This window comes from Cloacibacillus sp. (assembly GCA_036655895.1).
Lineage (GTDB): Bacteria > Synergistota > Synergistia > Synergistales > Synergistaceae > JAVVPF01.
In genome coordinates this window covers 1-12,385 of the sequence record JAVVPF010000045.1, presented here as the reverse complement: position 1 = coordinate 12,385, position 12,385 = coordinate 1, and the positions used below count along the sequence as shown (strand labels likewise).

Below are 12,385 nucleotides of genomic sequence, written 5' to 3'. Positions count from 1 at the left end.
TGTTGAGTGGTATAACGCTCATACTCCAATGGTTTTCCATGTCTTGTCCTGAATAATAAAGCAGCATGTCCGGACTATTCAACACAAGCGCTGCGCGATATAGGCTGTTAGCGCCAAAATTATAAGCGCCATTATTCAAGACCTCCGGATGATAGGTCCATTTTAGGCCATTGTCAACACTGCTGAGAAATACTATGCGCTTATTTAGAATTTGGCCGTCGGGGATAGAACATAAAGCCATAAGGAGTGCGTTATCTCTGAGGCAGCTTATGTCAAGATGCCAAGGAGCTTCATTTTTAGGAAGTCCCGAAAGCTCAACGCATTCGTAACAGCTCCAGCTGTTCAAATCTTTGCTGCGGTATCTGTAGATGTTTAATGGTTTTCCGCTATCTGCCCAAACATACCATAAATAGTACTCAGAATTTATATTTACAATAGAGGGCGACATTAAAATAGAGACATCTTTCACATTGCGCCGAAAAGAAAGGACCGTCTGTTTTTTAGACCAGATGAGGCCATTGTGGGTTTTGAGTCTATTTAAACTTATGACAGCGCCCTGAGAATCAAGACGGCATTCCCTGTAGAAGAGATTTAACTCACCATTTTCAAGTAGGAGGATTGGGTCGGAATTGTAGCCTATCCAGTCGTCGGGAGGAGATATAAGAGGAGAAAGACCGCCTTCTGGCACCTTCCAGTCTATTCCGTCCATGCTCACTAAAAACTCGGGGTTTTCAAAGTATTCCACTCCCTGAGGAAGCGGCGTGCATGTCATCAGATAGGTCCATTTCCCCGGGCCGAAACCTTCCGGAACGTACAACACGTCAGGATGGACGTTTTCTCCAAAACCAGAGGTACACGAAAGATCCAATAATTTCAGCGGAGGCAGGGGGGCCGGCCGCGCGTCGTTTGTTGCGAAAGCGGCGGCTGCAAAGTCTCGCTGACAGCTATTCCAGCTGCGAAAGATAGCCTTTGCTATTTTATCCGGTACGACGCGAGGGTAATTAAGAGCGAACTTCATCCCGGCGCGCGTCAATTCTCTTCTTATTTTATTCATGAAGCTGCGCGCCTCCTGCTTTAAAAATTCTCTCATATTCTTTGAGTATGTTTTTCGCGGCCGTCCGTACGTTAAAGGAGGCGGCTCTTATTTTTGCCGCCCGTCCAATAATGCCGATCTTTTCAGTGTGCAGTAAAAAATCGGAGACGGCCTCGCAGGCGGCGTTTCTGTCTCCACATGGTATGAGCACGCCGCTTTTTCCGTTCTCTATTATTTCGCGTGGGCCGCCGCAGTCGGAGGCGATCGGCGCAAGTCCAGCGGCCATCGCCTCAAGCAGCGAAAGGCCGAAGGCGTCAGGTTTGTCGGAGGGGAAGACAAATATGTCAGAGGCCCACAGCCAGGGCCTTATGTCGGGAACGAATCCAGGCAGCGTCACCGAATCTTCGATGCCCAGTTCTTGTATCCTTTGCATGAGGGCCGCTTTCATAGGGCCGTCTCCGGCCAGTATGAGCCGTGTCTTCGCCCCGCACTTTTCCATTATTTTCTTATGGGCCTCTACCAACAGAGGAAAGCCCTTGCCGTCGTCAAATCGTCCTGCGGCTATAAAAACAAGAGTTTTTGAGTCTATGCCAAGTTCAGCTCTTTTTGCCGCGCGCACTGACGCGTTGGGTTCGTAAAAGCCGCAGTTGACGGCGTTATGGACGACCGTGGTTTTTTCTGCTGGCAAACCCTTCTCAATAATATCATTTTGTACCGCGGCTGAGCAGGCGACCAGAAGATCTGCGTTTGTGTAATACTTTAGCTTCGCAAATTTATCCAGCGTCGAAATTACGGGAATCCCGCGTTTTTTACCATGCCAGCCGCCAATCGCGGCTGCTGATGAAAGACGCGTGTGGATGATGTCCGGCTGTATTTTATCCAGCGTTTTTGCGAAGGAGAAGGCAAGCGCCGGAAGAGCGGCAAACCTCACCTCCACCTCAGTGTGGGGCAGTCCGGCCTCGTCAAGCATTGTGCCAAGCGTTGCGCCCGGCTTGCAGACGACGTGGTTCTCTACCCCAAGCCCGCCAAGTTCAAGAAGCAGGTCAAGCCAGCTGCGGGCCCAGGTGAGGTTGTTTTCATTTACGTAATGCAGCACTTTCATTGGAACGGCTCTTTTACCAGCTGCCTGTATATATCTTCTACAGCGTCTGTCATTGCTGAAAGCGTAGGCACGGATTCTTTTGGAAAGCTGCAAGGAGGCTGCGAAGTCTTTATAAATTCTGTGATAGCGGCGCTCCATGAGGGGATATCTCCGGGGAGAAGCAGCCCATCATGACCGTGCAGCATCTCGGAGACGGGGCCTATGTCTGCTGCGAGCACCGGTATGCCTATCTGGACTGCGCGCGCTAGAGTAAGAGGCATCCCCTCTGTGTAGGATGGAAAGAGCAGGCATGACGAAGAGGCCATATAGGCGTCCGCCTTTTCCGAGTACCCATGAAAAGTGACACGCTTTGAGAGGCCAAGTTCCGCGGATAATTTTTCCAGCTCTTCTTTCATTGGGCCGTCGCCCAGCACGTCAAGCGACCATTCGTATTCCAAGGGCATCGCTCTGAGCGCGTCCTGAAGCCCTTTGACGGGGGAAAGGCGCCCCACGAATAAAAATTTTACTGGAGCGTCTCTGTGCTGCGCATAGTGCCATTTCTCCGATGGCTCGTCAAGGCCGTTTAAGACGACCTGTGTGTTATCGAAAAAGCAGGTTTTCATGGCCTCCCTGACAGCCGCGCTGACGCAGATAGTCTTTGCCGCCTTGCGGTAAGGCGCATATATCCACGGACTCTTGTTGCCGAAATCGACATGTGCCGTCACAACATAAGGCAGATCCGCCATTTTTGCGGCCCATGAGGCTATCCATGCCGGTACTCGCGAATGCGCGTGTATAAGCTGCCAGCCGTCGGCCTTTGCCCACGCGCTGATTTTTCGTGCGCATATATATCCTGTCAGCGGATTTTTTTTGTGTACGGGAAGCTCTCTGTGCGCAACCTCCGGCGAAAGCTGCCGCTGCATCTTGCCGCCAGCGGAGACCACCGTTATTTTATGGCCGCGTCGCGCAAGTTCCGCCGTCAAGTCAATAACGTGCCGCTCTACGCCGCCTATGTCAAGCTCAGGCAGTATCTCGACTATGTTCATCGTTTATGCGGCCTTTCTATGCCTAAGGCGAACTTAAGCTTCATCACATACATGTGAGGTATGGTCCAGATATGGCTCCTGAAAATATTGTCCGCAAGCTGACGTTTGAGCCTCTTGATGCAGTGGGACGAGTGTCGGTGCATGAATGAAGAGGCGCAAAGGCTTCCAACCATCTGCGATATAAGCTCGTCGCTGTTTCTGCAGTAGGCCGTCTTCGTGAGGTAATGCCAGTAAAGTTCATCTACACCGCCGGTAGAGCAGAGCGTCCAGGGTTTTGCTCCGCCGGCCATATGCCAGATGGAGCGTTCGCCGTCCTTCGTGTAGCTGTCCAAATCTATCCTGTTGAATCTATGATCCAGATAGGCGACATCTCCTGCGAAAATATGATTGAGACAGTCCTGGTCGGCAAGCGTGATGCATTTTTTATAACGGCTGTAAAAGACCTCGACCTCTTGCAGGAACGAATGTTCTTCGCGTATTTTTTTAAGATCCATGACAAGCACGCCCGCGTTGAAGTAAGAATCCTTTTCGATCCCCATAAGTCCCCACGCCGTCGCATAACGCCACGGCACCGGCTCTCCTCGCAGATAGTCCAGCGACCATACGTCGCGTACCGCGCCAAGCGCATGTCCGTCAATGGGCGCGTTCCAAAAATCAGCTATGTCAAGATCTATGATCAGGTCGCAGTCAAGATAGAGCAGTTTCTCCGCGTCAATAAGGTCAGGGATCAGCAGCCGAAAGAGCGTGCCACGCGCGCCGTCGATCGTAAGCTTGCTTACGTCTATCGCGGTTTTCTCCAAAAGACTTTCAACGTTGACGAAATCCAGCGTTTGCCCGTAGGCTTCAGCTGTAGCCTCAAACTTTTCACGGTTGAAGGCGCTCAGCGTGTCGTCGTGGATAATATGCACGCAAAGCGGAGCTTGCGTATTCTCAAACATAGAGGCCATAACGACCGCCGCGTGTCTTGCGTAAGTTCCCTTTGGGTCGCAGAAAGCAAGAGCAATATGGATATAATCATCTTTAAGCATAATAACTACTCCCATAATTATGATATAAGCGTAAATTCACTACATTTTAACAAGACGCTTCCGTGTTGTATTTGTTATAATAACATAAATATCGTCATGTGGAGGAAGCCATGAAGCCAGAAATCAGCATCATCATTCCAGCGTATAATCTCGAAGGGCTTATCCGTGCCTCCGTTGTCTCCATCATAGAACAGGATTATCCTAATAAACAGATAATATTAGTAGACGACTGCTCAACAGACGATACCTTGACGGAGGCTGAATCCGTGTTGGTAAATTCCGGCGTTCCTTACAAGCTGATACGCCACGAACGCAACAAGGGGGTTGCCGTGGCCAGAAACACCGGAATAGACGCCGTGTCCGGAGAGTTTTTTCTTTTCTTTGACGGGGACGACCTTTGTGATAACAATATGCTCACTTCCTTATATGCTGCCTGCACCAAGCACGGAGCCCCAGCCGATATCACAGTATGCGGTCACCGTGTCTACCTTTCAGATACAAAAGAAACTATGCTGTTTCCTGTAAAATATATCAGCAGAGCAGGGCGGATATCGGCACAAAAAGCAGCTACAGCCAGGATAAAGAATTATTTTGAGCCATCGCTTGCCACCTTATATAAAACGGAACTTATAAACCGCTGTAATGTTAGAAACTATGAAGGATGCGTTGCCGGAGAAGACGGAGAATTTTTCTTAAAAGCTCTTGTAAGAGCGGAAACTATCGAATCGACTGACACGAATCCCTACATTTATATCAAGCATCCAAGAATGGGATCTAAAAAATCTGACAGAGATATCAGAGTGGAGCGATATGGAGCGAATGCCAACGCTCAGGCGAGGTTGTGCGATTATATTAAAGAGCATGCAAGGGAAAAATCTCTGATTGACGTGGTCGAACAAATGCTTCTGCCGGAAGCTCTATTTCGGCTTCTCTCATATAGCGCTATGCGGGACGACAGAGAAGGCTTTCAGAAAATATTAAGCGAAACCAGAGCCGCGACGTTTTTAAAAAGTTGGAACGTCATAACTTATAAGCCGGAATATTTTTTTAAAGGACTCTTTCTATTGCTTGCGCCAGGAACGTATTACAGTCATTACAGAAAAAAAACGCCCTAATATATCACTAATGAATTAATGATTAAGATTTTTTAATTTTATGAAAAGAGGCAGTCCCAGCGTTTTTATCGCATATTTGTAAAATTTGCTATGTTTAAAGCTGCCTGCGTAATCCATGATCCAAAAACGGTCAGTCAATTCTTTGTGTAAAAAGGTTCTTTCTGCGTTGTCCCAGCTATTGATGCTGCTTGCAATGCCCATATAGATTTCATACATGTGTTTTTTTACCGCATTCCTATACTCTGGAATGAACGAGCCTGTTTGTATGAAAAGATTTAAAGAATCAAATATTTTTAATAGATCTGATACGTTTTTAAATGTAATAGTATGCATAATTGAGCCGTTTCTATTTCTATACGCATATAATTTTAATGGAATGAATCGTACCGATTGGGCATAGCCAAATATTTTCGCCGTCCATTCCTCATCTTCATGTACAATCCCCTCATAAAAAAAGAGGTTATTTTGTATAAGCATCTGTCTCGCTACGATCTTTGTCCACGTCAGGTGCCTAAAGATGCCCTTCTCTTCCCAGGCTGCGTAGACGGACTCCCCATGGCCATCCTGCGGGCAAAAATTTTCATTACAATCGTATAAGAATTTACCGTCTAAATCTATTTCAATATTTTCGATCTCCCAAATATCAATATTGGGGGACTGTAATAATTCAACAATGATTTGGTCTAGAGCACCCGCTATTACATAATCATCGCTATCTACGAAGTAGATGTATCTACCGGAGGCCTCTTTCAATCCAAGATTTCTGGCCGCGCCAACGCCACGATTGGGTGAATCAATTAGAGTTATGTCGTAACGTTGCCGTAATAGATTCAGTATCGGCTGAGTCCGATCCGTTGAGCCATCATTCACTACGATGACTTCTATAAGCGGGGCGTGCTCGGAAGAAATATTTGCCGTTAACGATGTGACGCATTGTTCAATATATGCCTCAACGTTATAGGCGGGGATGACTATTGTCAATAAGGGGCCGTCGTCTAGCGGGATCATTATCATATCATCACGCCTTATATTGAGTGTCGTTGAATATTGGAGCAATGACCATGCTTATGGTTGTCCAGAACGGAATAAGAAATTCCCTTCTGATGAAGAAATACGCCTCTCCAAAACTGCCGACGCCATACGCCACGAGCATTAAAATTATGACATAAGAAAACATTGCGGGACCTCTTTTTGTAAATAAATTTTTAATGCTCAAAACAAAAATTGTTCCAAGAGTGAGAACATACAGCATGAGTCCTGGAATCCCCGTTATAAAGGCGGCCTCTAAATAACTTGAATGGGGATGGTTTTTTTTGATGGAAGCAAAATCATTATAGCTTACCCAACCATATCCAAACGTTTTACGGACTTTTATTAAATTAGCAGCCTCTTTCCATATTTCCACTCTATTGTTGGTAAAATCATTAAGGTTTTTATCTATCATCAAAAGTTGTTGGACATTTGTTTTGACCTCTGGGATCCTTGTGTAGAGATAGCCAAAGCCAGCGCCGGCCCCTATCACTAATATAGATAAGATAAGCAGCAAGTGTTTATTTTTGAAAAAGACAACACACAAGATAATGGCGCTTATTATCTGAGTGCAGAACGCAAGCCATACTGTTAAATAATAGGTGGAAACTATTGTAAGAGAGGCGATTGCCAGTAACACTACGTTTATGCATCTTTTACAATTAGAAACGTTGGAAGCGCAAATATTATATAGAAACCACGGAACTATCATGCACACTGTCAAGCCTCCTACTGCTGCGTGTGTGCGTAAAGCCCATCCGTCATACATCGGAACAAAGGAAACCAGCGAACGCTGAATAAAAACAAGCAGAATGAATATAGCGGCGCTAACTAATGAAATTGCGCTAAAATATTTTATAAAATTTTTATCCCTTGCAAAAATAAAAATACCATAGACATATAAGCACACTTCTAGTGGTCTTGCTAAAGACTGTAGTCTTGATGTAACGGAGGATATTCCAAAGAGAAGCGGGATGGTGGTTATCCACACAGCAAAACCTACAAGCAAATAGACCGCTAGTTTTGTCAAGCCTTTGGAATTAGACAGAACTTTGGTCTTTCTTAAATTTTTTGACGTTAAAAGAAGCGCCAGAAGGAATAAAGCGCGCCTATATCCGTCTTCTATATACCACCCAAAAGATATAGAGCAAATATACAATATCTGCGCCAGCTGAAAACGGAAAGTGTTGTCATGTATCGCTTTGATAACATTGGGCTTTATTGATCCTAAAAGCAAAAAAAAGTTGCTCATTGAATTAACTCCTATGGGTTTACCAAGATAATGTAACCGCCTGACTTGACTAACATAACTTTGCCATTGTTGTGACGGTCGTTATTATAATCTATTATCCTTGTTTTTTGAAGGAGTATACGCGCGCTAGGTTTATCGTTACTTTCCCGTGGATAGAATCAGTAATGAAGTCGGAACATAAGTATGGCATTTTATATTAACGTTTATCTCGTGCGGTGTGGCTATATCCACATCCCCGATAAATTTCCCTCCCTATTTCCCACCTAGTCTTTTTTTCGATAGATCAGGGGCTTTAATATTGACTTCCTGTAGTTTTATGATATAAGAAAAGGTGAACAGCACTTATCAGGGCGCTTGGTCTGATAGGATAATTTTTGTGTGCTTTGAAAGGCGGCTGTTTTTCCTTGAAAAATAACAGAATTCCACTCTTTGCCCTCTGCGCGGGGCTGGTCGGGGCTGCGGCTCCCGCCTATGCGGCGGCGGGTATACTCAATGAAGTAGGCACGATGGGCATTGTTGCCATAATTGTTGTTGTCGGCGTCTGTACCTATTTTATGAAAAAATTCATGGGTTAGATATTTAGGCAATACGGCCTAGTTGAATTATTTGGCAAAAAGGTATTTAATATCTAACTGGTAGAGCACCTTTATTAGGTATTATGCTTAAAGGAGGAGAGTTCGGTGAATAGAGTTTTTAACGCGGTTAAAAACAACAATCGTATACTTACGGCGCTGATAATAGTCGTAATGATGCTTGTTCCGTTCACTGGCAACATCTCTCCCGCGTCGGCTATGGCAGAGGCGCTGGTACAGACGGAGGCCCTGCTTGGGGCTGACGGTCCCGCTCCCTTTGGCACGATATCCATACCTTCGGACTCTCTGCCGTTTTCTGTTGAAAAGAGTATCAGGCTGCGTGAACTTATCTTCGCCGGCGGCGCGCCAATGCCCGCCGCTGCGGCATCCACAGTTCGCCATCTGAATATAGTACTTTCACAGGAAGTTGCTCCTTCAATGGTCGGCGCCGTTCTGTGCGGCATCGACGATCCCAAAACCGTTCAAAAACGAGAATAACATCCAGCCGGAAATACCCACAAATTAAAATTTTATACTGATAGTGCTGTTCACACGGTAATTATTAGCGACGCGCTGCGTCGTACTTTTGGTTGTCTTCAGGGAGGATTCTTTATGCCTGTTTCAGCTTCACTCAGCTCTTTTTTCGTCGGCCCGATGGGCGCGCTCATCATGTCCATGATCTCCTTCAGCATCGTTTTTCTGGTCATCATTGGACTTATGTTGGTAATGATAGCAACTAACAAAGTGCTCGCTTTGACTAGCGGCAAATCTTCGGAGGCCAAATAGCATGGAACTTTACCTTACCGCCCTAAAGGGCGTAGTGGAACAGTCTGGGTTCATAGCGCTTACATGGGGCAATCTTCTTATGCTCTTGATTTCTTTCATTTTGCTCTATCTGGCAATAGCAAAGGATTTCGAGCCGCTGCTTTTGATGCCAATAGCTTTTGGATGCCTTCTTGTCAACCTTCCTCTTTCCGGGATCATTGACGAGGGCGGCTTTCTTTACTATGTAATGTTCGGCATCAATCATGAACTTTACCCCATAATAATCTTCATGGGCATTGGCGCGCTTACGGACTTCGGCCCGCTGCTTGCCAACCCTGTGACTTTTCTGCTCGGCGCCGCGGCGCAGCTTGGCGTTTTTGTCGCGGTCATCGGCGCGATGTTCATGGGCTTCTCCATCCAGGAGGCTGCCGGCATCGGCATAATCGGCGGAGCTGACGGGCCTACGGCCATTTATCTCTGCGCGAAGCTCGCGCCGCAGATACTTCCCGCGGTCGCGGTGGCAGCCTACAGCTATATGTCGCTTGTGCCGCTTATCCAGCCTCCGGTCATCAAGCTCTTTACGACGAAAAAAGACCGCAGCATAAAGATGGAACAGCTTAGGCCGGTCTCACGCACAGAGCGTATACTCTTCCCGATCATCTCAACGATATCCTGCGGTCTTGTGCTTCCCGCGGCGGTTCCGCTCATCGGTATGCTCATGTTCGGAAATCTGATGCGCGAATGCGGCTGCACGGAAAGGCTTTCACAGGCTGCGCAGAATGAAGTGCTGAACGCGACTACCATCTTCCTCGGCATTTCTGTGGGCGCTACGATGAACGCCGGAACGTTCCTTACGATGGCCACGATAAAAATCATCTGCCTCGGCCTTGTCGCCTTCATATTCAGCACGGCGGGCGGTGTTATCTTCGGCCAGGTGATGAAGACAATGTCCGGCGGAAAGATCAACCCTGTTATAGGCGCCGCGGGAGTCTCGGCTGTTCCGATGGCCGCGCGCGTCTGCCAGAAGGTCATCTCGCAGGAGTTCCCCGGCCAGTATGTGCTTATGCACGCGATGGGACCAAACGTCGCCGGCGTCATTGGTACGGCGGTGGCGGCTGGAGCGATGCTTACGCTTCTTGGCAGCTGATCGATTCAATAAAAAATTAATAGTAAAGGGAGGTGACGAGAATGCATGAAAAAGGAATTGAAACCTTCCTTGCCGTCGCTATGTCCAGGACGCTTGGGAAGGCCGCGGAGCTGCTCAATGTGACCCAGTCCACCATAAGCTATAACCTGAGCGAGCTTGAAAGCGAAATGGGAATGATTCTTGTGGACCGACAGAAGGGCATGAAGTCTATACGCATGACCCCGGCCGGCGAGAGTTTTCTCCCGCTTGCTTTAAAGTGGCAGGAGGTGAGCCGTGAGATCGGCAACGCGCGAAATCCAGGCTCTGCATACTCTCTCACCATAGGCGGTTCTGAAAGCGTCAACTGCCGTCTTCTGCCGGAGATTTTCGGTCTCCTGCTGGAGCATGAACCGCCCGTCTACCTGCGCATAACTACGGATCCGTCGGACCAGATGTATCAGAGCGTAGAAAGCCGCGCGCTGGACGTAGCTATTACTATACATGAGGAAAGCACGCGCTATGTGCAGATAGAGCCGTTTTATAAAGAGGGATTCCTTGCGGCCCGCATCCCGTATCCGGGAGAAACGCCGGGCGAGGTGATACGTCCGTCTGAGCTGAATCAGGAGATGGCCTTCTATATCGAATGGAGCAGCGGCTTCCGGCTGTGGCACGACCATATATGGGATCCGATGAAATTTTTCAAGGTGAAACTGGATTCTCTGAGCCTTGCGGTAATGCTGATGAAACTTCCCGGGCAGTGGTGTATAATCCCCGAATCTGCGAAAGAGCAGTTTGGACGAGAACTGCCGCAGGCTATTTTTCAAAAGCTGTCAGACCCGCCGCCGAGCCTTGTCTATTACAAGCTGACGCACAGGTATCCTAAATCAAGTTCTGTGCCTGGGCTCACAATTTTCGACGAGGTGCTTAAACAACGGGTGGCGCAGTACGACTCAGAGAAAGAGAGAGAAAGAAAGAATGAATTTAGCCCCGTATATTGATCATACCAATCTGAGGCCGGATGCTTCGGCGCAGGATATTGAAAAGCTTTGTCAGGAGGCGCTCTCCTATGGATTTGCCTCCGTCTGCGTGAACTCATCCCGAGTGCCGCTTGCCGCGTCGCTGCTTCGCGGCTCGAATACCGCCGTTTGCTGTGTTGCCGGTTTTCCGCTTGGAGCGGCCTCAAGCGCGGCCAAGGCCGCGGAGGCCGTATGGGCCGCGGAGCACGGAGCCTCGGAGATCGATATGGTCATAAACATCGGGCTGCTTAAAGACGGGGACGACGACGGCGTCACGGAGGATATAGCCTCCGTCGTGCGCGCCGTTCCCGCCTGTACCGTCAAAGTAATAATCGAGACCTGCCTTCTTTCTGACGGCGAGAAGATACGCGCCTGCAAAGCTGCAAAGGCGGCGGGAGCCGCGTTTGTGAAGACCTCGACTGGATTTTCCTCAGGCGGCGCCGCGCTCTCCGATATAACCCTCATGCGCGCCGCCGTGGGGCCGGATATGCGGATAAAGGCCTCAGGAGGTATACGCGATGCGGTTTTTGCAATGGAACTCATCGCCGCCTCCGCCGACAGGATAGGCGCGTCAAAGTCAGTCGCTATGACGGAAGAGGCAATGCGGGCGTAACGGTGTTTTTAGAATTTTTACTACCTGCCTGGCTGTTCATGTGTTGAAAATTTACTCCACGAGGAGGGTTTTACATGAGTGAAACTGGATCAAAAATGTTGGATAACATTGCGAAGACGGAGAAAATCGATATTGATGATCTCATGCGCAAATATGACACAGAATCGCGTTTTAGGATTCTGAGCGGTTGGCAGGGCAAACTTGTAGCGCTTCTCGCTTTTGGCATGTCATGCTTCCATTTCTACACCTCCGGCTTCGGGCTGCTTCTGGCGCAGAAGCAGGGAGCCGTCCATCTTGCTTTTACGCTTGCGCTTGTCTTCCTGCTCTACCCAGCCAGTTCAAAACAGTCCAAAACCAACGGCATACCGATATACGACTTTATCCTTGCCGCGGTAGGCGTCGCAAGCGCCATGTATCTTGTCGTATTTTTCAACGACCTCGTTACGAGGGCCGGGCTTCCAACTCAGACGGACCTTGTCATGGGCTTTTTGCTGATAGCCTCTCTGCTTGAGGCTACGCGCAGGATATCCAACCCGGTGCTTCCATGCCTTGCCGTCGTTGCTCTTCTTTACTGCTACTTTGGGCGATATATGCCGCAGATGCTGGCGCACCGCGGCTTCACCGTTTCCCGCATAGTCAACCACATGTACCTCGGAACGGAGGGCATCTTCGGGACGCCGCTTGAAGTATCGTCCACCTTCGTTTTCAT

General features: G+C 48.3%; 14 protein-coding genes. 8 read left to right on the top strand and 6 right to left on the bottom strand.

Features of this window, described 5'->3' with window-relative positions:
• From RRY12_11580 to RRY12_11565, 4 genes are all read right to left on the bottom strand, one after another.
• Nucleotides 1-1,054: hypothetical protein (locus tag RRY12_11580; protein MEG2185312.1), on the bottom strand; the 1,054-nt coding region annotated here is incomplete at its 3' end.
• Nucleotides 1,047-2,135: a glycosyltransferase gene (locus RRY12_11575; protein ID MEG2185311.1), complete on the bottom strand. Its 1,089-nt coding sequence runs from the start codon at nucleotides 2,133-2,135 to the stop codon at nucleotides 1,047-1,049. The genes RRY12_11575 and RRY12_11580, both read right to left, overlap by 8 nt.
• Nucleotides 2,132-3,160 (bottom strand): glycosyltransferase family 4 protein, encoded by a 1,029-nt coding sequence (locus RRY12_11570; GenBank protein ID MEG2185310.1) that lies wholly within the window; start codon nucleotides 3,158-3,160, stop codon nucleotides 2,132-2,134. The genes RRY12_11575 and RRY12_11570 overlap by 4 nt, the downstream gene beginning before the upstream one ends.
• A complete protein-coding gene (locus RRY12_11565; GenBank protein MEG2185309.1) occupies nucleotides 3,157-4,188 on the bottom strand; it encodes a glycosyltransferase family 8 protein in 1,032 nt (343 codons plus the stop codon). Before RRY12_11565 ends, RRY12_11570 begins: the two co-directional genes overlap by 4 nt.
• 110 nt (nucleotides 4,189-4,298) lie before the next feature.
• On the opposite strand from RRY12_11565, the gene RRY12_11560 reads away from it, so the two are divergent.
• Nucleotides 4,299-5,303, top strand: a complete 1,005-nt coding sequence (locus RRY12_11560; GenBank protein MEG2185308.1) for a glycosyltransferase — start codon at nucleotides 4,299-4,301, stop codon at nucleotides 5,301-5,303.
• A gap of 15 nt (nucleotides 5,304-5,318) precedes the next feature.
• Here RRY12_11560 and RRY12_11555 read toward each other — a convergent pair whose 3' ends face one another.
• Both RRY12_11555 and RRY12_11550 read right to left on the bottom strand, forming a co-directional pair.
• Nucleotides 5,319-6,311 (bottom strand): glycosyltransferase, encoded by a 993-nt coding sequence (locus RRY12_11555; GenBank protein ID MEG2185307.1) that lies wholly within the window; start codon nucleotides 6,309-6,311, stop codon nucleotides 5,319-5,321.
• A 10-nt stretch (nucleotides 6,312-6,321) separates the two neighbouring features.
• Nucleotides 6,322-7,584: an O-antigen ligase family protein gene (locus RRY12_11550; GenBank protein ID MEG2185306.1), complete on the bottom strand. Its 1,263-nt coding sequence runs from the start codon at nucleotides 7,582-7,584 to the stop codon at nucleotides 6,322-6,324.
• Nucleotides 7,585-7,988: 404 nt separating this feature from the next.
• Between RRY12_11550 and RRY12_11545 the strand changes: the two genes are divergently transcribed.
• The 7 genes from RRY12_11545 to RRY12_11515 form a co-directional block, all read left to right on the top strand.
• Entirely contained in the window at nucleotides 7,989-8,159 is a 171-nt protein-coding gene (locus RRY12_11545) for a hypothetical protein (protein MEG2185305.1), read from the top strand.
• 105 nt (nucleotides 8,160-8,264) lie between these two features.
• Entirely contained in the window at nucleotides 8,265-8,654 is a 390-nt protein-coding gene (locus tag RRY12_11540; GenBank protein MEG2185304.1) for a hypothetical protein, read from the top strand.
• 114 nt (nucleotides 8,655-8,768) lie between these two features.
• The gene (locus tag RRY12_11535) at nucleotides 8,769-8,942 is read left to right on the top strand and encodes a hypothetical protein (protein MEG2185303.1); all 174 of its coding nucleotides are present in this window, start codon (nucleotides 8,769-8,771) and stop codon (nucleotides 8,940-8,942) included.
• A 1-nt stretch (nucleotide 8,943) separates the two neighbouring features.
• Nucleotides 8,944-10,068 carry a sodium ion-translocating decarboxylase subunit beta gene (locus RRY12_11530; protein MEG2185302.1) on the top strand — a complete coding sequence of 375 codons (1,125 nt, stop codon included), beginning with the start codon at nucleotides 8,944-8,946 and terminating at the stop codon, nucleotides 10,066-10,068.
• Between the two features lie 41 nt (nucleotides 10,069-10,109).
• Nucleotides 10,110-11,045, top strand: coding sequence for a LysR family transcriptional regulator (locus RRY12_11525; protein MEG2185301.1), 936 nt, complete (start codon nucleotides 10,110-10,112; stop codon nucleotides 11,043-11,045).
• Nucleotides 11,023-11,676 carry a deoxyribose-phosphate aldolase gene (deoC, locus tag RRY12_11520; GenBank protein MEG2185300.1) on the top strand — a complete coding sequence of 218 codons (654 nt, stop codon included), beginning with the start codon at nucleotides 11,023-11,025 and terminating at the stop codon, nucleotides 11,674-11,676. The genes RRY12_11525 and deoC overlap by 23 nt, the downstream gene beginning before the upstream one ends.
• Nucleotides 11,677-11,750: 74 nt before the next feature.
• On the top strand, nucleotides 11,751-12,385 hold a 635-nt coding region (locus RRY12_11515), incomplete at its 3' end, for a C4-dicarboxylate ABC transporter permease (protein ID MEG2185299.1).